Here is a 21,345-nt window from a genome sequence, read left to right as displayed (position 1 = left end):
GGAGGCCGTGAAACCAACGGTGGCTCTTTGAAGGTGGGGCTCCTATGATGCGCAGCCAATGGATCGCTTTATCACAAGGAATAGACAGTGAAATTATTCGTCGCGCTCGCCCTCGCCGCCGCTCTCGTCGGTTGTGCCACCCAAGGTAAATCTGAACAGCAGATTCTTGATGAGGCCGCCTCCGCCTATGTCAAGTCGATGCCGGCGGGGTCGGACAAGCTCCGGCTGCATACGATGAGCATCCCCAAAAGCGGTATGTTCGGCGATACCCTGGCGATTTCCATGGCGGGTGAGCAAAATGCCGCGCACCTCAGGGCAGAGCTGCTCGATGCCAAACGCTTGGGCGATGTGTTCTTTTTGATTATCGGTGCCAGCACGCCGGTTGATGTTGCGGTGATCGGCAAAGCAGTCGAAGGGCAAAACTTGAAGGGTATGCAGATTTACTACTCGGGCACCGAGGCGCAGAAAGACGCCGTGCGTGCGGCAGTCGAGAAAACGCAGGCACAGTTTCATTACATCAACGCGCAATGATGGCTAGCCCGTTGACTCGCCTGGGTACGGCGCTCGCCACGGATGCAGTGTTCACCCTTGATGGAATCGTATCAGCCAGATCAAGAGCGGCTCGCCTCGCGTCGTGGTGAGTGTCAGTTGTCAACGCGGATCAACCTGTGAAGCGTTGATCAAAGACGAATGTCTTCAGGCCCCTGGATCAGCGCTTCAATCCGCGTGCCGGTGGCGCGTTCTTCGTTGCTGAAGCCGTCGTAGTCGGCCAGGTTGCCGAAGCGGATGCCGGTCAGGCGCTCGATCTGGATCACACTGCGCTGGTAGGTGCGCAGCTGGCCGAACACCAGCTCCAACTGGCCCAGTTCGCGGCTCTGATCGATCATGTAGGCGCTGGCCGAAGGTTTGCCGTCATCGCTGAGGTAGGCGACCACCTTCCAGAACGCCTTGGGGATCTGCACGCCCCGGTACACGCGGTCGTCGTCGGCGAACACCGGGCCGCTGAACACGGTGGCCCGGGCTTTCCAGCGCTGGGTGTTGTCGAGGATGTAGTCTTCGAGTTCCAGCCAGGTCTTCTGGTTGAACCCGCTCATCTGCGGTGAGCAGTTGGTGAAGTGGAAGGTGTCGAGGTTGGCGGTTTGCGCCACATCGCCCCAATTGGGGTCTTGGCGGCGCACCAGGTGGCCGCGGTCGAGGCCGTTGCTGGCATACAGCGCTTCGCCGACTTGGGCGTCGACCGGCAGGCGGCCATCGTAGGCCCAGGTGTCGTTGCTGCGGATGATGTCCACATGTTGCCCGCCATCGATGTTCACGCCCACATACAGCGCGAGGCGCTTGGCACGTGACATCGTGATGGAGAAGTGCGTGTAGTCCAGGCGCTTCTGGGCATCGCTCGCCAACGCTTCTTCCAGCGTGGGCCAGGGCACTCCGAAGCTGCCGAGAAAGTCATCTGCGTAACCGCGCCGGTCCTTCAAGTCTTTGGCCGGGGTGACGCGGGGTGTCGCTGCCCTGGCCTCCAGCAGCGTGGGGCTCGGCGCGATCAACGGGCGCAGGTCGGCGAGCCGGGGGCGGTAGGCGAGGTCGATTTTGGTTTTACGTGCGGGCATCGGTCAGTCCTCCTTGGATAAACACGACTGCAACATAGGTTAATGACAATTGATCATGCGCACCAACCCCTGGGGGCTATCCTCAAACGGTCACCCGGACGTTCAGCACACGCCAACAAGGAGCCAGCCAATGTGTGATCGCCATTACCGAAACCCGATTTTCTGCCTGATTCCGCCGTATATGCTCGACCAGATCGCGCGTAACGGTGACAAAGCGCAACGGGATGTCGCGCTGCGTACTCGCGCCAAGGACAGCACGTTCCGCTCACTGCGCATGGTCGCGGTGCCTGCCAAGGGGCCGGCGCACCTGGCGCTGGCGATGGGCGCCGACAAACGGCGTTCGATCTACAGCGCCGAGGGCACCGACAGCCTGCCGGGCAAACTGATCCGTGGCGAAGGCCAGCCCATCAGTGGCGACGCGGCGGTGGACGAGGCCTATGATGGCTTGGGCGCCACTTTCGATTTTTTCGACCAGGTGTTCGATCGCAACTCCATCGACGATGCCGGCATGGCCCTGGACGCTACCGTGCACTTTGGCCAGAACTACAACAATGCGTTCTGGAACTCGACCCAGATGGTGTTCGGTGATGGGGACGGCGAGCTGTTCAACCGCTTTACGGTAGCCCTCGACGTGATTGGCCATGAACTGGCCCACGGTGTGACCGAGGATGAGGCCAAGCTGATGTATTTCAACCAGTCCGGGGCGTTGAACGAGTCGCTGTCGGACGTGTTCGGTTCGTTGATCAAGCAGTATGCGTTGAAGCAAAAGGCCGAGGACGCCGATTGGCTGATCGGCAAAGGGCTGTTTACCAAAAAGATCAAAGGCACTGCGCTGCGCTCGATGAAAGCCCCGGGCACCGCGTTTAACGACAAGCTGCTGGGCAAGGATCCTCAGCCCGGGCACATGGATGATTTTGTGCAGACCTACGAGGACAATGGCGGGGTGCATATCAATTCCGGCATTCCCAACCATGCGTTCTACCAGGTGGCGACAAACATCGGCGGGTTTGCCTGGGAGCGTGCCGGGCGCATCTGGTACGACGCGTTGCGCGATGCGCGGTTGCGACCGAACTCAGGGTTTTTGCGCTTTGCGCGCATTACCTACGATGTTGCCGGTCGACTCTACGGCGCGAACAAGGATGAGCAGAAGGCGGTCAAGGAGGGCTGGAAGGCGGTCGGTATTTCGGTCTGACGTGAGGAACAGCCATGCAAATTTCGCTGAAGGAAAACGGCGGGCCTGCTTTTTTTCCGGGCCTGGCCAAGCCGCGTACAGTTGAGTTGGACAGCCTGCCCGAGCAGGACCAGCAGGAGTTGCGGCAGTTGGTTGAGGCGTGCGACTTCTTTCAACTGCCGCAAAGCAGCGAACCCGCGCCCGGTAACCCGGGCCAGGTGCATTACACCCTGACGGTGAAGGAGGACCAGCGCGAACACACGGTCTGTGTGCTCGCGCCAGTGAAGTCGCAGGCGCTGGAGGGGTTGGTGCAGTGTGTGCGGCGTCATATTCGTGCATAAACACTTTCAGGCGACCAGATTCCTGTGGTGAGCGGGCTTGCCCCGGGGCTGGTGCTGCTCTGATTTATTTGCGATCCAGCCACACTGTCTGGGCATTGCAGAACTCCCGTACGCCGAAGTGCGACAACTCACGCCCGAAGCCACTCTTCTTGATCCCACCAAACGCCACCCGAGGGTCTGAAACACTGAAGGCGTTGACGAAGATGCCGCCGGTTTCCAGCTGATTGGCGATGTCCCGCGCCTTCGCCGGGTCGCTGGTGAAGATGCTCGCGGTAAGGCCGAACTCGCTGTCATTCGCCAGGGCCACCGCATGGTCGGCGTCGCGGGCGGTGATGATCGAGGCTACGGGGCCGAACAGTTCCTGTTTGAACGAGGTCATCTGGTCGGTGACGTTGGCCAGTACGGTCGGCGCATAGTAATTGCCGGCGCCGGGTACTTTATGGCCGCCCAGCAGCAGGGTCGCACCTTCTTCCAGGGTGGCCTGGACCTGGCCGTGCAACTCGTCGCGCAGGTCGAAGCGGGCCATCGGGCCGATGTAGGTGGCGGCTGAAGTCGGGTCGCCCATGACCATGGCGCGGCTGGCTTCGAGGAATTTGGCGGTGAAGGCTTCCACCACGCCGTCCTCGATGATCAGGCGCTTGGCAGCGGCGCAGACCTGGCCGCTGTTCTGGAAGCGGCCGATCAGGGCGGCTTGCACAGCGGCGTCGAGGTCGGCGTCGTTGAGCACGATGAACGGGTCGGAACCGCCCAGTTCCAGCACGCATTTTTTCAACGCGGCTCCGGCCTGGGAGCCGATGGCGATACCGGCGCGCACGCTGCCGGTGAGGGTGACGGCGGCGATGCGTGGGTCGGCGATGGCCTTGGACACACCGTCGTTGGTCACGTTGGCCACTTCAAACAGGCCTTCGTCGAAACCGGCTTTGCGGAACGCCTGTTGGATCAGGTAAGCGCTGCCCATCACATTCGGCGCGTGTTTGAGCACGTAGGTGTTGCCGGCCAGCATGGTCGGTACGGCGCCACGCAGGATTTGCCACACCGGGAAGTTCCACGGCATCACGGCGAAGATCGGGCCCAGCGGGCGGTATTCGATCTGGGCGCTGCCGTTGTCCACCAGGGTCGGTTCCGGGGCGAGCATGGCCGGGCCGTGGGCGGCGTACCACTCGCTGAGCTGCGCGCACTTTTCGATTTCGGCACGGGCCTGGGCGATGGGTTTGCCCATTTCCAGGGTGATCATCTGCGCCATGTCTTCGGCTTGTTCGCGCAGAGCGCTGGCCAGGCTCAGCAGCAACTCGGCGCGCTGGCTGACCGGCTGGCGGCGCCAGGTGCGGAAGGCGAGGGTGGCGCGCTCGAGGGCGGCGTCCAGTTGCTGCGCGGTTTCATACGGGTAGCTGCCGACCGTTTCGCCGGTGGCCGGGTTGATCGAGAGGGCGTGGGTAGTCGCGTTCATGGCACCGTCCTGCTGAATGATGAGATTGGGTTCAGCCTACGGGGCTAGCTCTTTTCTGGAAACTGAATAATATTGAGCAATACATTCACGATTGGAGAATGACTTGGACCTGGTGCAGCTGGAAATCTTCAAGGCCGTTGCCGAGCAAGGCAGCATCAGCGCCGCCGCGCAGTTGATTCACCGCGTGCCGTCGAACCTGACCACGCGTATCAAGCAGCTGGAGCAGGACCTGGGCGTGGAATTGTTTATCCGCGAGAAAAGCCGCTTGCGCCTGTCGCCGGCGGGCTGGAATTTCCTCGGCTATGCGCGGCGCATCCTCGACCTGGTGCAGGAAGCCCGCGCGACCGTGGCGGGGGAGGAACCCCAGGGCGCGTTTGCCCTCGGTTCGCTGGAAAGCACGGCGGCGGTGCGTATCCCGGCGTTGCTCGCGGCGTACAACCAGAAGCACACCAAGGTCGAGCTGGACCTGAGCACCGGACCGTCGGGCACGATGATCGAAGGGGTGTTATCGGGACGGCTGGCGGCGGCGTTTGTCGATGGGCCGGTGCTGCATGCCACGCTGGAGGGGGTGGTGGTGTTTGAAGAAAAGATGGTGGTGATTGCGCCGCTGCATCATGCGCCGATCAAGCGTGGTCAGGATGTGAATGGCGAGAACATCTACACCTTCCGCTCCAACTGCTCGTATCGGCACCATTTTGAGCGCTGGTTCTCACAGGACGGCGCGGTGCCGGGCAAGATTTTCGAGATCGAGTCCTACCACGGCATGCTCGCCTGCGTCAGCGCCGGCGCCGGGCTGGCGCTGATGCCGCGTAGCATGCTGGAGAGCATGCCGGGGTCGGCAGCGGTGAGTGTGTGGCCGCTGACGGATAACTTCCGGATTTTGAATACCTGGCTGATCTGGCGCCGCGGGACGGTGTCGCAGAGCCTCAACAGCTTTGTAAAGCTGTTGGAGGAACGCGATCTGGTTGCTTCCTAGATTGTGATTGGTATCAGCCGCCGAATTGCAGGGTGCCCATGGCCAGTTTTGCCATGATTGCAGTCGCGCCCAATTGCACCAGCCACAGCGCCAGGCCACCTAGGAACACACCGAGCGCCACTTGCAGCACCAGGCTCTTCTGGCGCTTTACTTGCGGTGCGCGCGGGGTGAAGTGGTCCAGTTCGTCGCGGTCGGCACGCAGGTCCAGGTCATCGTTTCTCATAAGGTACTCACAGCAAAGGGGCGGTCGAGGTTCAGTCTAGGGGCTGGAGACGAAAAAGGGGAAGCCATCGGCTTCCCCTTCTGGTGCAACGGCTGCAGGTTTACAGCACCTGAACGATTGCCTTTGTGACTGCATCAATGTTCGACTGGTTCAACGCCGCCACACAGATACGCCCGGTATCCAGTGCGTAGATGCCGAATTCGCTGCGCAAGCGGGTGACTTGCTCAACGGTCAGGCCAGAGTAGGAGAACATCCCGCGCTGGCGGCCGACGAAGCTGAAGTCGTGGCCCGGAGCAGCCTTGGCCAGGGTTGCGACCATCTGCTCGCGCATGCCACGGATGCGCAGGCGCATTTCGGCCAGTTCGGCTTCCCACTGGGCGCGCAGCTCAGGGCTGTTCAGCACTGCGGCAACAATCGCCGCGCCGTGGGTGGGCGGGTTGGAGTAGTTGGTGCGGATCACACGCTTGACCTGGGACAGGATGCGCGCGCTTTCTTCCTTGGACTCGCCGACGATGGACAGTGCGCCCACCCGTTCGCCATACAGGGAGAACGACTTGGAGAACGAGCTGGACACAAAGAAGGTCAGGCCCGATTCAGCGAACAGGCGCACGGCGGCGGCGTCTTCGTGGATGCCGTCGCCAAAGCCCTGGTAGGCCATGTCGAGGAACGGCACCAGGTTCTTGGCCTTGACCACGTCCAGCACGTTCTGCCAGTCGGCCGGGCTCAGGTCGACGCCGGTCGGGTTGTGGCAGCAGGCGTGCAGCACCACAATGGACTTTGGCGGCAGGGCGTTGAGGTCTTCGAGCAGGCCGGCACGGTTCACGTCGTGGGTGGCGGCGTCATAGTAGCGGTAGTTCTGCACCGGGAAACCGGCGGTTTCGAACAGCGCGCGGTGGTTTTCCCAGCTCGGGTCGCTGATGGCGACGACAGCGTTGGGCAGCAGTTGCTTGAGGAAGTCAGCGCCGATTTTCAGTGCGCCGGTGCCGCCGACCGCTTGTACGGTGGTGACGCGGCCAGCGTTCAGCAGTGGCGATTCAGCGCCGAACAGCAGGGTTTGCACAGCCTTGTCGTAGGCTGCGATGCCATCGATCGGCAGGTAGCCACGGGCGGCGTGTTGTGCCACGCGAATGGCTTCCGCTTCGGCAACGGCACGCAAGAGTGGAATCTTCCCCTCCTCGTTGCAGTAAACGCCCACGCCAAGGTTGACCTTGGTGGTTCGTGTATCGGCGTTGAATGCTTCGTTGAGGCCCAGGATAGGATCGCGTGGTGCCATTTCGACAGCGGAGAACAGGCTCATTTTTGCGGCAGCTCTATGGGGGGTAGGAGGGACGTGTCGCGCTCCAGCCGAATGCACTAGAGCGGTGCACAAACGGGGAGCTAGTATAGAGCCCATCACTGCTGAGGGCGACAGCCGAAATGGCTTTTCGGCCAAGTTTTTCGGTTTATTTGCTGACCGTTAGTCTTATTGCAACATTGATCCGGCACGGCACGTAGGACGATGGTCTTGAAACCCGTCACATTCGGCACCACTTCTACAGCTATCATGGTTTTTTCCTGCAACCTGCGATGATCATTCGCGGGTTGCTGAGCTATTTCGTCCTTGGCGGTTTCGAGTCTGGGGTGACTACACGAGGTACGTTATGTCGGATTTCCAACTCGTCACCCGTTTTGAACCCGCTGGCGATCAGCCGGAAGCCATTCGCCAGATGGTCGAAGGCATCGAAGCCGGCCTGGCGCACCAGACGCTGCTCGGGGTGACCGGTTCGGGCAAGACCTTCAGCATCGCCAACGTGATCGCGCAAATCAATCGTCCTACCCTGGTGCTGGCGCCGAACAAGACCCTGGCCGCGCAGCTCTATGGCGAGTTCAAGGCGTTCTTTCCGAACAACGCGGTGGAGTACTTCGTTTCCTACTACGACTACTACCAGCCTGAAGCTTATGTGCCGTCCTCCGACACCTTTATCGAGAAGGATGCGTCGATCAACGACCACATCGAGCAGATGCGGCTGTCGGCGACCAAGGCGCTGCTGGAGCGCAAGGACGCGATCATCGTCACCACGGTGTCGTGCATCTACGGCCTGGGCAGCCCGGAAACCTATTTGAAGATGGTGCTGCACGTCGATCGCGGCGACAAACTCGACCAGCGCGAACTGCTGCGCCGCCTGGCCAGCCTGCAATACACCCGCAACGACATGGACTTTGCCCGCGCGACCTTCCGGGTGCGGGGCGACGTGATCGACATCTACCCGGCCGAATCCGACCTGGAAGCGATCCGCATCGAGCTGTTCGATGATGAAGTCGAGAGCCTGTCGGCCTTCGACCCGTTGACCGGCGAGGTGATCCGCAAGCTGCCGCGCTTCACCTTCTATCCGAAAAGCCACTACGTGACCCCGCGTGAAACCCTGATGGGCGCCATCGAGGGCATCAAGGTCGAGCTGGCCGAGCGCCTGGAGTACCTGCGTTCCAACAACAAACTGGTCGAAGCCCAGCGTTTGGAACAGCGCACCCGCTTTGACCTGGAGATGATCCTGGAGCTGGGCTACTGCAACGGTATCGAAAACTACTCGCGCTACCTGTCGGGCCGCGAATCCGGGGCGCCGCCGCCGACCCTCTACGATTACCTGCCGCCGGATGCGCTGCTGGTGATCGACGAATCCCACGTCAGCGTGCCGCAGGTCGGCGCGATGTATAAGGGGGACCGGTCGCGTAAGGAGACGTTGGTGGAGTACGGTTTCCGCCTGCCGTCGGCGCTGGATAACCGGCCGATGCGCTTTGATGAGTGGGAAGCCATCAGCCCGCAGACTATTTTTGTGTCCGCCACGCCGGGTAACTACGAGGCCGAGCATGCGGGCCGTGTGATCGAGCAACTGGTGCGCCCGACCGGCCTGGTCGACCCGGAAATCGAAATCCGCCCGGCGTTGACCCAGGTCGACGACTTGCTCTCGGAAATCAACAAGCGCGTGGCCCTGGAAGAGCGGGTGCTGGTCACCACGCTGACCAAGCGCATGTCCGAAGACTTGACCGACTACCTGGCCGACCACGGCGTGCGGGTGCGCTACCTGCACTCGGACATCGACACCGTGGAGCGCGTGGAGATCATCCGCGACCTGCGCCTGGGCACCTTCGATGTGCTGGTGGGGATCAACCTGCTGCGTGAAGGTTTGGACATGCCGGAGGTGTCGCTGGTGGCGATCCTCGATGCCGATAAAGAAGGCTTTTTGCGCTCCGAGCGCTCGCTGATCCAGACCATCGGCCGTGCCGCGCGTAACCTCAATGGCCGGGCGATCCTGTACGCCGACCGCATCACCGGTTCCATGGAGCGGGCGATTGGCGAGACCCAGCGCCGTCGCGACAAGCAGATCGCGTTCAACCTGGAAAATGGCATCACGCCCAAGGGCGTGTTCAAGGACGTCGCCGACATCATGGAAGGCGCCACCGTGCCGGGCTCGCGCAGCAAGAAGCGCAAGGGCATGGCCAAGGCTGCCGAGGAAAGCGCCAAGTACGAGAACGAATTGCGCTCGCCGAGCGAGATCACCAAGCGCATCCGGCAACTGGAAGAGAAGATGTACCAGTTGGCGCGGGACCTGGAGTTCGAGGCGGCGGCGCAGACGCGGGATGAGATCGGCAAGTTGCGGGAGCGCTTGCTGGCCGTCTGATTTGCGGTGGTTTCATCGGGGGCAAGCCCCCTCCCACACTGGACCTCGGTCAAATGTGGGAGGGGGCTTGCCCCCGATAGCCGCGCCGCGGTTTTCCAGAAATCCCCCAGGCTGTTACCATTCGCCCCTTGTTTCAATTTTCAGTTTTATCGCCCATTCGAGACCTGCCATGACCACCGTCCGCACGCGCATCGCGCCATCGCCTACTGGGGATCCCCACGTCGGCACTGCTTACATCGCCTTGTTCAACTACTGCTTTGCCAAGCAGCACGGCGGTGAATTCATCCTGCGGATCGAAGACACCGACCAATTGCGTTCCACCCGCGAGTCGGAACAGCAGATTTTCGATGCCTTGCGCTGGCTGGGCATTACGTGGGCGGAAGGTCCGGACGTCGGCGGCCCGCACGGCCCGTATCGCCAGAGCGAGCGCAGCGACATCTACAAGCAGTACACCCAGCAGCTGGTCGACATGGGCCATGCGTTCCCGTGCTTCTGCACCGCCGAAGAACTGGACCAGATGCGTGCCGAGCAACAGGCTCGCGGCGAAACCCCACGCTACGATGGCCGCGCGCTGCTGCTGTCGAAAGAAGAGGTGGCCCGGCGCCTGGCTGCCGGTGAGCCTCACGTTATCCGCATGAAAGTGCCGAGCGAAGGCGTGTGCGTGGTGCCGGACATGCTGCGCGGTGACGTCGAGATCCCGTGGGACCGCATGGACATGCAGGTGCTGATGAAGACCGACGGCTTGCCGACGTACTTCCTGGCCAACGTGGTCGATGACCATCTGATGGGCATCACCCACGTATTGCGCGGCGAAGAATGGCTGCCGTCGGCGCCGAAGCTGATCCTGCTCTACGAGTACTTCGGCTGGGAACAACCGCAGCTGTGCTACATGCCGCTGCTGCGTAACCCGGACAAGAGCAAGTTGTCCAAGCGCAAGAATCCGACTTCGGTGACCTTCTACGAGCGCATGGGCTTCATGCCGGAAGCGATGCTCAACTACCTGGGCCGCATGGGCTGGTCGATGCCGGATGAACGCGAGAAGTTTTCGCTGCAAGAAATGGTCGACAACTTTGACCTGTCGCGTGTGTCGCTGGGCGGGCCGATCTTCGACATCGAGAAGCTGTCGTGGCTCAACGGCCAGTGGCTGCGTGATCTGCCGGTGGAAGAGTTCGCCAGCCGTGTGCAGCAGTGGGCGTTGAACCCTGAGTACATGATGAAGATCGCGCCGCTGGTGCAGGGCAGGGTGGAGACGTTCAGCCAGGTCGCGCCGTTGGCCAGCTTCTTCTTTGCTGGGGGCGTGAGCCCGGATGCCAAGCTGTTTGAATCCAAGAAACTCTCGGGCGACCAGGTTCGCCAACTGATGCAGTTGATCCTGTGGAAGCTCGAAAGCCTGCGCCAGTGGGAGAAGGATGCGATCACTGCGACGATCCAGGCGGTGGTGGAATCCCTGGAATTGAAATTGCGTGATGCCATGCCGCTGATGTTTGCCGCGATCACCGGGCAGGCCAGTTCGGTGTCGGTGCTTGATGCGATGGAAATCCTGGGCCCGGACCTGACGCGTTTCCGTCTGCGCCAAGCCCTTGATTTGCTTGGTGGTGTGTCGAAGAAAGAAAACAAAGAGTGGGAAAAGCTGCTGGGCGCCATCGCCTGAGCACACGGTTGAAACGACGAAACCCCGGTTTTCCGGGGTTTCGCCGGTAAGTGATTGTTATCCCGGCAAAAAATTTTGGAAATTGTTGAAAATAAATTTGACACACTTCCAAACCGCCATTAAGATTCGCCCCGTCCTCACCGATGAGGGGCTATAGCTCAGCTGGGAGAGCGCTTGCATGGCATGCAAGAGGTCAACGGTTCGATCCCGTTTAGCTCCACCAATTTACAGGTTCAAGGTCTGGCCACACCGTCCTTGAATCGATCAGCTCTCAGCGCTGATCAGCTGTACAGAAGGTTTTGTCCCCTTCGTCTAGTGGCCTAGGACACCGCCCTTTCACGGCGGTAACAGGGGTTCGAGTCCCCTAGGGGACGCCAGTTTCACCAAGCAGTTCGAAAGGCCTGCTACGTCGCGAGACGAAAAATCCGGGGCTATAGCTCAGCTGGGAGAGCGCTTGCATGGCATGCAAGAGGTCAACGGTTCGATCCCGTTTAGCTCCACCAATTTACAGTTCCAAGGTTCCGGCCACACCGTCCTTGGATCGATCAGCCTCAGCCTGATCAGTGTACAGAAGGTTTGTGTCCCCTTCGTCTAGTGGCCTAGGACACCGCCCTTTCACGGCGGTAACAGGGGTTCGAGTCCCCTAGGGGACGCCACGATTACCCGCTCTGCGGGATTTTTAAGGGTCATTCAATTATTGAATGGCCCTTTTGTTTGTCTGGCGTTTGGCCAATTCTTTTGCCCTCCTTGCTTTTTCTTCTGACCAACGGTCATGCCTGTCGCTTGCCAAATATTATTATGGTAATAATATTCAACCCATGAACATCGGAGGCAATGATGAGCGATAAAAAAGCGCAAACCCGCGAACGCATTTTGCAGGCCGCCAGCGCCGCGCTGATCCAGCGTGGCCCGGCCGAACCGAGTGTGGGTGAAGTGATGGGTGCGGCGGGGCTGACGGTCGGTGGTTTCTATGCGCACTTCGAAAGCAAGGATGCATTGATGCTGGAGGCCTTCACTCAGTTGCTGGCCAAGCGTCGTGCGTCGATTGATGACATGGACTCACAACTGACCGGAGAGGAACGCAGAAGCCTGGTGGCGGCGTTCTACCTGTCGCGCAAGCACCGCGACTCCACCGCCCAGGCCTGCCCGATTCCCGCCACGGTCGGCGAAATGAGCCGCCTGCCGGATGAGTTCCGCCAGGCACTGAATGAGCACTGTGAACTGATGGCCGCCCAGTTGGCTGCCAGCCCCGAGGACACCGACAAAGCCCTGGCTGACATGGCGCTGATGATCGGTGGCCTGGCCCTGGCCCGCGCCTTGGGACCGGGCGAGTTGTCTGACCGTGTGCTGCGCGCCGCCAAGTCGGCTGTGCGCTAGAAGAGGGCTGCATGATGGGCACGCTTACCTGGATTCGTCGTTTCAACGGCACGCTGGGGCACCTGGCACCACAAACGGTCGCCAATCGCATGCGTCGCGCCTTCATGACGCCCCGCGACCTGCCGCCACGTGACTGGGAACTGCCGCTGCTGGCGCAATCGGAGCGCATCACCCTGCGTTTCGGCTTGTCCGCGTTGCGCTGGGGTCAGGGGCCTGCCGTGTTGTTGATGCACGGCTGGGAAGGCCGACCTACCCAGTTTGCCAGCCTGATCAGCGCATTGGTCGACAACGGCTACTCGGTGATTGCCCTCGACGGTCCGGCCCACGGCCGTTCGCCGGGGCGTGAAGCCCATGTGCTGCTGTTTGCCCGTGCCATGCTTGAAGCTGCCGCCGAGTTGCCGCCGCTGCACGCCGTCATCGGCCACTCCATGGGCGGTGCCAGTGCGATGTTGGCGGTGCAGTTGGGGCTGCGCACGGAGGCGTTGGTGAGCATTGCTGCACCCTCACGGTTTCTGGATGTATTGCGCGGCTTTACCAAGATGGTCGGCTTGCCGGCGCGGGCACGTTCGGCGTTTATCCAGGAGGTCGAGCTGACCTTCGGCATGCCGCTCAAGCATTTGGACGTGGCCCACTATCAGATGAATATCCCGGGCCTGATCGTCCATGCCGAAGACGACACCTTCGTCCCGGTCAAAGCCTCTCAGGCCATCCACGAAGCCTGGTTCGACAGTCGCCTGTTGCGCCTGGAGCAGGGTGGTCACCAGAAAGTCCTGGCCGATCCGCGCGTGATCGACGCTGTGCTGGCGTTGTTGGCCGGCCGTCGTCTACAGGAGCGGCAAAGCGCCTGATACACTCTCCCCGCCGACATTAATCGACTGGGAGCAAGGCATGGGCTGGGATTTGGCAACGCCGTTTATCATCGATCTGCAGGTTGCTCCTGAAGATATCGACGGCCTGGGGCACGCCAATAACGCGGTATACGTGTCCTGGCTGGAGCGCTGCGCCTGGCGCCACTCCCAGCGCCTGGGCCTGGACCTGAGCGAATATCGCCGGCTGGATCGCGCCATGGCGGTGGTGCGCCATGAGATCGATTACCTGGCCGCTGGCTATGAAGGCGATGAGCTGCAACTGGCCACCTGGATCGTCGACTGGGACCAGCGCCTGAAAATGACCCGGCGCTTCCAACTGGTCCGCCCCCGTGACGGCGCGACCCTGTTGCGCGCACAAACCACCTTCGTCTGCATTGAGCTGTCCACTGGCAAGCCCAAGCGCATGCCGGCTGAATTCCTTGACGGTTATGGCCCCGCCCTGACAGGGGGTTAACGGTTGCTGTGGGAAACCCAGTAAACTGCGCCACGATTTTTGTTGAGTGTTTTCCATGCAAATTGCTTTGGCGCCCATGGAGGGGTTGGTCGACAACATCCTGCGGGACGTGCTGACCCGTGTCGGCGGTATCGACTGGTGTGTGACCGAGTTCATCCGCGTCAACGACCGCCTGCTCACCCCCGCGTATTTCCACAAACTGGCCCCGGAACTGCTGCACGGTGCCCACACCGCTGCCGGTGTGCCGCTGCGCGTGCAGTTGCTCGGCTCCGACCCGGTTTGCCTGGCGGAAAACGCTGCCCTGGCCTGTGAGCTCGGTTCGCAGGTCATCGACCTCAACTTCGGCTGCCCGGCCAAGACCGTCAACAAGTCCCGTGGCGGTGCGGTGCTGCTCAAGGAGCCGGAGTTGCTCAACCAGATCGTCGAGCACGTACGCCGTGCTGTGCCGGCGCACATCCCGGTGACGGCCAAGATGCGCCTGGGTTTCGACAGCCCGGACGGCGCCCTGGTCTGTGCCACCGCGTTGGCCGAGGGTGGTGCCGCGCATATCGTGGTGCATGCGCGTACCAAGACGGATGGCTACAAGCCGCCCGCGCACTGGGAATGGATCCCGCGGGTGCAGGATGTGGTCAAGGTGCCGGTGTTCGCCAATGGCGATATCTGGAGCGTCGAAGACTGGAAGCGTTGCCGCGAAATCAGCGGTGCCGAAGACATCATGCTGGGCCGTGGCCTGGTGGCGCGCCCGGACCTGGCGCGGCAGATCGCTGCGGCGCGGGCGGGTGAGGAGGTGGTTGAAATGACCTGGGCGCAGATGCAGCCCATGCTCCAGGACTTCTGGACTCAGTCGGTGGCGCAACTGACCGAGCGTCAGGCACCAGGTCGTTTGAAACAATGGCTGGCGATGCTGACGCGCAACTATCCGGAAGCGGTGGAGCTGTTTACGGCCATGCGCCGGGAAACCGAGTTGGCCCAAGTGAGTCGTTTGCTCGGTATGGTGCCGGTAGACTCGCAGTGAGTGACGGCGCTGAAAAATAGCGTTCATATTTAATAAGTTTGCAAAAGCATCGATGAGTGGGCGCCCTTGGCGCCCTTTTTTGTGCGCTGTTTAAGTGAATGTTCCCGGGCCTGAAGGGCAAGGGCATTCATGTTTACTGATGTTGATTGTGGGAGCGTGAATGTAGGCAGTTATTTGATTGCTGCTTTAGTTTTCCGGGGGAAGCGCAAGTTAATTGTTTTCTGATACGTGCTTGTGCGCAATTAGCATAAGTGTTGGGTTTTGTTGGGGGTTAATGGTTTCATTGTTTTTGATTTGGGCTTGGTTGTTACCTTGTTTGTCCATGCGGCGTTCGCTGGCGCAGTGGGTGTAGAGCGTTTCCTCAAACAGCCATAGGCTAAAATCTGATTTTCAATTTTGTTTGCCTTATGTGAAGTTGGATTATTGGAACTTGATCGTGTTTTGGTCCACGAAAATAGGGACTGCGAGATGATGATTGTTTCCAGTTTTATATTAATTGCTGTCCGAGTTTCTAAATGCTTCGAGGCAGCACATAACTAATCATGAGGTTACAAGATGTCCAATGTATCGCTTGGCACTCCTAAGGCTTTTGTTCCGGAACTCCAATCGGCAAGCCAACGTTCTACTGGTCTTCTGAAAGATGTTGAGCGCGTGAGCACGCTCGCTACGGATCTCGGTATTAAAGGGGCTGCCCGAGACGTTAATCAACCTTTGACGGGAGCAAAGGAGATTTCCGTTAACTCTGATGCGCTGGAAAAATTATTTGAGATGTTTGATCTGGTCTTCAAGGCCATGCGCAGCCTCTTGTCCGGCAGGGCATTCAGTTCTCAAGCCGCAACAGTAGTTCCGCATACCGCAATGACGGAGAGTGGTATTGAAGTGTCTGTGGAGGGCGGGGTGAATTCCAAAGGGAAGCCGTTACCTTTTGCCAAGAACAGTGAACGGTTCTCCGGTGGTATTGCGAGTGTGAGTATCAATGCAGATGGCTCCACGCAAGTGAAGACTGCTAGCGATAATAATATCTCGACAGTTACTGCGGATAAGGACGCTAAAGTCAGTATTGGTGCTGACGGCTCTGTGCAAGTTAAAGCCACCGGCGACAATAAAACGGCAACAGTTACTGTGGGCAAGGACGGCAATGTAAGCGTCGGTGCAGATACCTCCATGCAAGTGAAGACTGCTGACGATAATAATAAATCGACCACAGTGACAACCGGCAAGGACGGTAATGTCAAGGCCGACGCGAGTGGCGGCGCGCAGATGAAAATCACGGGTTTTAGCAATCGTTCGTCGGCGGAGACTGTCGGAAATAGCGTTCAGGGGAAAGTTGGCGGTGACGCACAGGTGGGTACGTCGGGTGGTGATGCCCAGGTGCAGGTTATGCCAGATGGCAGTACGCAAGTGAGCGTTACAGCTGAGGAAGGTAAACAGTTCAGGGTACGAGTGGAGGCCGGTGTCAACGTGCGGATTAGTTCAGAGGGGTGGGGGGAGAACCAACCAGTAAAAATCCGTGACATTCCCCCGAGGCAGTCGACGCGCGTGGCGCTGGATACGCAGCCGGACGCGGAAGTAAAGACCATTTCTCAGTCGAAGGCAGAGGCGATAGCGGATACTGAACCCAAGGTGAATGGCGAGTCGAACGGGGAGCAAAAGGCTGAGGTAGCAGTCGGTGCAGAGCCGAAGGTCCAGACGCCGGCCACTCCAGGGCCACAACCTTCGGACAAGGTTGATGCAGAGCCAACTGTAGAAGTGAAAACCCCCACCGTCCTCCGCAGGGTCATGAATCCTCGATTGGAAGGGGTAAGGGCCTGAGGTGCAGACGAGTCTTGATGTCAGCCGGCTCGTCTTAAAAGCTTGATGAGGGATCCAGCCTCCCCGATCACAGGTGCGATTGGGGAGGGCTGGTTGGGGGCAGCGTTTTTTCACTCATTCAATTTGGTTTCGGAGGGTTTATGACCTTTGCTGTCTTTGCTCCTCCTGTCGGCTGGTGGAGTTCACCGGACTACAGGCACGTTACCCACGCTACGGGACAGGCGGTTGCCAAACCGACCGCAAAGGGCGTCGGTTTTGAAGCTTCTCGGCGTCATTTTGGCGAGAATTTTGATACCAGCACCCATGCGGCGGTCATCAAGATGATGATGGCAACCTTTGGGTCAAGCCCGAAAGACATGTTTACCCAATTCACGCCGGTTGCGGGGGGGTACGCCATCACCATGAAAGACGAGTTCAAGGTGGTGATTTCCCAACATGAACTCGAACAGACAAGGCGCGCTTCCCGCTTCACCGGTGCGGACAGTGGCGCCGTTGACAGCGCCAACGTCGCGCTTGCCGCCTATGTCAAGCGCAAGCAGATTACGGGCGGCTATCACAGTTTCGACGGCGCCTTGGCTGATACCTTGCAGGGTGAGACGACCCTGCGGTGCCTGCGGGGCATGGGCTTGTACGGGCTGTCGCAATATGTTTCGGCTCATCAGATGGTCGGGGATGGGGTGGCGGGAGTGCTGGAGACGCATAGCCGAGGCAGTGCGTTTGTCCTCGGTGGCGTCGTGCACGACTACACCGAAAGGCGCCGTGTTGGCCGAGGCTACGGCTACCGCCTGTTCAACGACAAACCCCGGCCCGAAACGGTTTCGCCCTTCAGCAATGACACGGTTGTTTCACAGATGCCAGTCGGTATGAAACCGAAGGATATATGGGGCGGCTTTTATCAAGGTGCCGAGGGCAATTGCGTCACGATATCGGCGATCAAGGCCGCAATGATGAAATTTGGTCAGAATCCTGCGGGTATTTACAAAAACATCAGCGCTGTGCCGGGTGGTTTTGACGTGATCATGCGCGATGGCTTCAAGCTGTTTCTGAGCCATGAAGAGCGGCGCAAGGCCGAGCAGGGGTCAAACCTGGCCGGTTCTGACCTGGCGCTCAAGGACGATGCCAACTTTTTGTACGCCGTGAGCGCCAAGCGTGCGCAACTGGAGAACAACGACATGCGTGCCGGTCGCAGTTTTGAGGATGCCATGCACTCGTTGAATGACGGAGAAGCGCCAGGCCAGGCGTTGCGCAGGCTGGGGTTGATTGCCCATGTGCGGCAGAGCAGTGCGCAAGAGTTGGCCGGCGGCGCCATTGGTACTCTCGCTGACGATACGCATTCGGTGCTGGCATTAAACGGCTCGGTGGACATGTACGGCCAAAAGCTCGGCTTGACGTCATCGGGGTGGTCCGATAGAGCAATGTGGGCATTGAAACTGGTGTGAGGGCTACCTCAGCAGTTGCCGGAACCCCTCGATCGGCAAGGGTCGGCTATGCAAATAACCCTGGAACAAATGGCAGCCCAGTTTTTGCAGGAACGCCAGTTGCTCCGGGGTCTCCACGCCTTCGGCAATCACCTCCAGATTCAAACTGCGGGCCATGGCCACAATGGCGCGGATGATTTCAGCGTCGTTGGGGTCATGGGTCGCGTCGCGCACAAAGGACTGGTCGATCTTCAGCGCATCCACTGGCAGCCGCTTGAGGTAGGTGAGCGATGAATAGCCAGTGCCGAAGTCGTCCATCGCAAAGCTCACGCCGAGCTTTTTCAGGCGGCGCATTTTGCTGATGGTGTCATCCAGGTTCTGGATCACGATGCCTTCGGTGATTTCCAGTTTCAACAGGCTGAACGGCAACTGGTGTTGCTTGAGGCTGCGCTCCACCCGCTCCACGAAGTCGTTCTGGCGAAACTGCCGGGGGCTGATGTTCACGCACAGGCTGAAATTCAGTGGGTCTACCAAGCCTTCGTGGATCAGCTGTTGAAAGGCCGCGCAGGCTTCATCCAGGATCCAGGTGCCCACCTCAAGGATCAGGCCGCTGTCTTCCAGCACCTTGATGAATTCGGAAGGCGACTGCGCGCCCAGTTGCGGGTGTTGCCAGCGCACCAGGGCCTCGGCGCCGACGATCTTGTTGCCGCGCGCGTCCACCTGGGGTTGGTAATGCACACTGAACTCGCCACGTGACAAGGCCAGGCGCAAGTCTGTCTCCATGCGCAGGCGTTCGCTGGCGGTTTTTTGCATGCTGTTGTGAAACATCTGCGTGGTGTTGCGCCCCGAATCCTTTGCGCGATACAGGGCGATATCGGCACGCTTGAGCAAGTCCGCCGGCGTGGAGCCGTGATCGGGAATCAGTGCCACGCCGATGCTTGGCGTGACCTGCAGGCGATGACCGTCCAGGAACATCGGCTCCGAGAGCAATTCACGCAAGGTGTCAGCCAACGCCTGCACCTGGCCGCTGACTTCCATGCGTGACCCTTCCAGGCCGCTGAGCAGCACCACAAATTCATCACCGCCCAGGCGCGCCACGGTGTCTTCCATGCGCACGCTGGCTTCCAGGCGCGCGGTGACAATCTTCAACACCGTGTCGCCCACTGGATGACCGAGGGAGTCGTTGATGTGCTTGAAGTGGTCGAGGTCAAGAAACAGCAGTGCGCCACGCAAGTTATGCCGCTTGAGCAGGGCGATCTGCTGGCTCAGGCGGTCCATCAGCAGGGCGCGGTTGGGCAGGTTGGTCAGCGGGTCGTGATAGGCCAGGTGGCGGATCTGCGCCTGGGCATTTTTCAGCAGGCTCACGTCGCGGGCGGTCAGCAACAGGCACGGGGTTTCATTCAGGGTGATGGGCTCCACCGAGACTTCCACCGCCAGCAACTCGCCGCGCTTGTTGTGCCAGAGCATTTCCAGATGATGAATGCGGCCCTTGATCTGCAACTCGGCCAGCAGCGCGGCGCGCTGGTTTTCATCGGCCCAGATGCCGATCTGATACAGCGTCAGGCCGATGGCTTCCTCGGCGCGATAACCGGTCAGGCGGCAGAAGCCGTCATTGACCTCCACATATCGACCGGTGTCGCGCTCAGTGATGGAAATGGCATCGGGGCTGGAATGGAAGGCCTTGGCGAATTTCTCTTCGCTGGCCTTGAGCGCCGCTTCCGAGCGCTGCTGCTGGGTGATATCGCGTAGCGTGGTGACGATGCACGGCTGGTCGCCCACCTTGATCAGGCGGCTGGAAATCACGCAGGTCAGGCTTTGGCCGCTTTTGTGATGCACCACGATCGCCACATTGTTCAATGCCTGCTCGCGGATCATCCGCTCGATACGCTGCAGGCGCTTGCTCGACTCGTCCCATAGGCCGATCTGCTCGGCACTTTTGTCGATGACCTCGGCAGCCGTCCAGCCAAAGGTCTGGGTAAACGCGGGGTTGATTTCGATAAACGCGCCGCCCTCCAGGCAGGTAACGCAGATCGGGTCCGGGCTGGCCTGGAACAGGCTGGCAAATTTCTCTTCGGAGGCGGTCAGGCGTCGTTCGCGTTCCACTTGGTCGGTGATATCCAGCAGAGTGCCGGCCATACGCAGCGGCGCGCCGTGCTCATCACGGTACAGGCGGGCGCGGCTTTCGAGGTAGCGTGAGCTGCCGTCTTCCATGGGCACGCGATACGTCAGCTGATAGTTGCCGGCCGGGCCTTCGCGCAGGGTGCGATAAGCGTTGCGCATGCTCTCGCGCTCGTCATTGGGCATTCCGTCAAAGAAGGCGTCGAAGAACTCATGGAACGGCTCCGGCGGCAGGCCATGCAATTGGGCGGCGCGGGCTGAGCCGTAGAGCATGCCGGTGGGGATGTGCCAGTCCCAGGTGCCCAGTTGCGCCGAGTCCAGGGCCAGGTCGAGGCGTTCCTGGCTGTCCTTGAGGGCCTGCTCGGCTATTTTGCGCTCTGTGGTATCCAGGAACGTGCTGAGCAGGTAAGCCTCGCCGTCCAACTCCACCTTTTGTGCGCTGAGGGTGCCGTCGTGGATCTGGCCGTTGCTGGCGCAGAACTGCACCTCCATGGTGATGGGCAGGCCTTTGCGCTGGGTCGCCTTGACCAGTTGCGCACGCTGTTCCGGATGGCGCCACAGGCCCAGGTCCAGGGTGGTGCGGCCGATGGCATCGGCGACCGGCCAGCCGAAGAGCATCTCGAAATACTGGTTGGCCTCGCTGATCAATCCGTCGGACTGGCGCGTCAGCAAGACCATGTTGGGGCACAGGTGAAACAGCGTGGCGAAGCGTTTTTCCGAGTGGCTGAGGGCGTGCTCCCGTTCGCGCTGGCGGGTGGTCTCGCGGATCACCCCGATCATGCGCCGCCGCCCGGCTTTGTCAGGTGCCAGGCTGCCATTGATTTCCAGCCAGTGGTGGGTGCCGTCCGGCCACTGGATATGGTGATGCATCGCCTGTTCGAACGGCTCGCCGGCCAATACCGCGTGAAAGGCCCGCACCACGCGGGCACGATCCTGTGGCGCGAGCAGGTCGAGGTAGTCCAGGTCCTTGGGCAGTGGCTGGCGCGGGTCAAAGCCGAACAGCGCCTGGGTGCCCCGCGACCAGCTTATCCTGCCGGTGTCGATTTCCCAGCACCAGGCGCCCAGCCGGGCAGCATTGAGCGCGGCCAGCAGTTGCGGGGCACTGTCCCAGCTTTGTTCCGCCTCTTGAGGGTCCAGGGCGTAAATGCGGGGCAGGGGTGGCACGGAGTCGACGGGGTTGCGCATTATCAAAGGGCCTTGGCTCGATGGG

Annotated in this window: 17 protein-coding genes and 4 tRNA genes; 16 read left to right on the top strand and 5 right to left on the bottom strand. The window is 60.4% G+C overall.

Going from position 1 to position 21,345, the window contains the following annotated elements:
• Nucleotides 1-87 precede the first annotated feature (87 nt).
• On the top strand, nt 88-531 hold the full coding sequence (locus tag M2497_RS21840) for a hypothetical protein (RefSeq protein WP_248483116.1): 444 nt from the start codon (nt 88-90) through the stop codon (nt 529-531).
• Between the two features lie 149 nt (nt 532-680).
• Here M2497_RS21840 and M2497_RS21835 read toward each other — a convergent pair whose 3' ends face one another.
• On the bottom strand, nt 681-1,607 hold the full coding sequence (locus M2497_RS21835) for a DNA/RNA non-specific endonuclease (RefSeq protein WP_248483114.1): 927 nt from the start codon (nt 1,605-1,607) through the stop codon (nt 681-683).
• 130 nt (nt 1,608-1,737) lie between these two features.
• On the opposite strand from M2497_RS21835, the gene M2497_RS21830 reads away from it, so the two are divergent.
• Together M2497_RS21830 and M2497_RS21825 are read left to right on the top strand one after the other, a co-directional pair.
• The gene (locus M2497_RS21830; protein ID WP_248483112.1) at nt 1,738-2,799 is read left to right on the top strand and encodes a M4 family metallopeptidase; all 1,062 of its coding nucleotides are present in this window, start codon (nt 1,738-1,740) and stop codon (nt 2,797-2,799) included.
• Between the two features lie 14 nt (nt 2,800-2,813).
• Nucleotides 2,814-3,119 carry a protealysin inhibitor emfourin gene (locus M2497_RS21825; protein WP_071490119.1) on the top strand — a complete coding sequence of 102 codons (306 nt, stop codon included), beginning with the start codon at nt 2,814-2,816 and terminating at the stop codon, nt 3,117-3,119.
• A gap of 64 nt (nt 3,120-3,183) precedes the next feature.
• On the opposite strand, the gene M2497_RS21820 is transcribed toward M2497_RS21825, so the two are convergent.
• Nucleotides 3,184-4,566 carry an aldehyde dehydrogenase family protein gene (locus M2497_RS21820; RefSeq protein WP_248483110.1) on the bottom strand — a complete coding sequence of 461 codons (1,383 nt, stop codon included), beginning with the start codon at nt 4,564-4,566 and terminating at the stop codon, nt 3,184-3,186.
• 103 nt (nt 4,567-4,669) lie between these two features.
• On the opposite strand from M2497_RS21820, the gene M2497_RS21815 reads away from it, so the two are divergent.
• The gene (locus M2497_RS21815; protein ID WP_248483108.1) at nt 4,670-5,542 is read left to right on the top strand and encodes a LysR family transcriptional regulator; all 873 of its coding nucleotides are present in this window, start codon (nt 4,670-4,672) and stop codon (nt 5,540-5,542) included.
• 13 nt (nt 5,543-5,555) lie between these two features.
• On the opposite strand, the gene M2497_RS21810 is transcribed toward M2497_RS21815, so the two are convergent.
• Nucleotides 5,556-5,765 (bottom strand): hypothetical protein, encoded by a 210-nt coding sequence (locus M2497_RS21810; RefSeq protein ID WP_248483106.1) that lies wholly within the window; start codon nt 5,763-5,765, stop codon nt 5,556-5,558.
• Nucleotides 5,766-5,865: 100 nt separating this feature from the next.
• The gene (locus M2497_RS21805; RefSeq protein ID WP_248483105.1) at nt 5,866-7,062 is read right to left on the bottom strand and encodes an amino acid aminotransferase; all 1,197 of its coding nucleotides are present in this window, start codon (nt 7,060-7,062) and stop codon (nt 5,866-5,868) included.
• A gap of 343 nt (nt 7,063-7,405) precedes the next feature.
• Between M2497_RS21805 and uvrB the strand changes: the two genes are divergently transcribed.
• The 12 genes from uvrB (at nt 7,406) to M2497_RS21745 (ending at nt 18,038) form a co-directional block, all read left to right on the top strand.
• Nucleotides 7,406-9,421, top strand: a complete 2,016-nt coding sequence (gene uvrB, locus M2497_RS21800; RefSeq protein WP_248483102.1) for an excinuclease ABC subunit UvrB — start codon at nt 7,406-7,408, stop codon at nt 9,419-9,421.
• A gap of 169 nt (nt 9,422-9,590) precedes the next feature.
• Entirely contained in the window at nt 9,591-11,072 is a 1,482-nt protein-coding gene (gltX, locus tag M2497_RS21795; RefSeq protein ID WP_248483100.1) for a glutamate--tRNA ligase, read from the top strand.
• Between the two features lie 147 nt (nt 11,073-11,219).
• Nucleotides 11,220-11,295 (top strand) — tRNA-Ala (locus tag M2497_RS21790).
• Nucleotides 11,296-11,373: 78 nt separating this feature from the next.
• A tRNA-Glu gene (locus M2497_RS21785) sits at nt 11,374-11,449 on the top strand.
• A 50-nt stretch (nt 11,450-11,499) separates the two neighbouring features.
• Nucleotides 11,500-11,575 (top strand) — tRNA-Ala (locus tag M2497_RS21780).
• 77 nt (nt 11,576-11,652) lie between these two features.
• Nucleotides 11,653-11,728, top strand: a tRNA-Glu gene (locus tag M2497_RS21775).
• 181 nt (nt 11,729-11,909) lie between these two features.
• Entirely contained in the window at nt 11,910-12,449 is a 540-nt protein-coding gene (locus M2497_RS21770) for a TetR/AcrR family transcriptional regulator (RefSeq protein WP_058426896.1), read from the top strand.
• Nucleotides 12,450-12,463: 14 nt separating this feature from the next.
• The gene (locus M2497_RS21765; RefSeq protein WP_248488245.1) at nt 12,464-13,297 is read left to right on the top strand and encodes an alpha/beta fold hydrolase; all 834 of its coding nucleotides are present in this window, start codon (nt 12,464-12,466) and stop codon (nt 13,295-13,297) included.
• A 40-nt stretch (nt 13,298-13,337) separates the two neighbouring features.
• Complete coding sequence (locus tag M2497_RS21760) at nt 13,338-13,772, top strand: thioesterase family protein (RefSeq protein ID WP_071492885.1); 435 nt, start codon at nt 13,338-13,340, stop codon at nt 13,770-13,772.
• 55 nt (nt 13,773-13,827) lie between these two features.
• Complete coding sequence (locus M2497_RS21755; RefSeq protein WP_248483098.1) at nt 13,828-14,787, top strand: tRNA-dihydrouridine synthase family protein; 960 nt, start codon at nt 13,828-13,830, stop codon at nt 14,785-14,787.
• 555 nt (nt 14,788-15,342) lie between these two features.
• Nucleotides 15,343-16,599: a hypothetical protein gene (locus M2497_RS21750; RefSeq protein ID WP_248483096.1), complete on the top strand. Its 1,257-nt coding sequence runs from the start codon at nt 15,343-15,345 to the stop codon at nt 16,597-16,599.
• Between the two features lie 140 nt (nt 16,600-16,739).
• Nucleotides 16,740-18,038 carry a hypothetical protein gene (locus tag M2497_RS21745; protein ID WP_248483094.1) on the top strand — a complete coding sequence of 433 codons (1,299 nt, stop codon included), beginning with the start codon at nt 16,740-16,742 and terminating at the stop codon, nt 18,036-18,038.
• A gap of 3 nt (nt 18,039-18,041) precedes the next feature.
• Here M2497_RS21745 and M2497_RS21740 read toward each other — a convergent pair whose 3' ends face one another.
• Nucleotides 18,042-21,320, bottom strand: coding sequence for an EAL domain-containing protein (locus tag M2497_RS21740; protein ID WP_248483092.1), 3,279 nt, complete (start codon nt 21,318-21,320; stop codon nt 18,042-18,044).
• Nucleotides 21,321-21,345 lie beyond the last annotated feature (25 nt).

It is taken from the genome of Pseudomonas sp. CYM-20-01, assembly GCF_023169845.1.
Taxonomy (GTDB): domain Bacteria; phylum Pseudomonadota; class Gammaproteobacteria; order Pseudomonadales; family Pseudomonadaceae; genus Aquipseudomonas; species Aquipseudomonas azotoformans.
The sequence above is the reverse complement of the archived record's forward strand: the minus strand, read 5'-3'. Positions and strand labels throughout refer to the sequence as shown.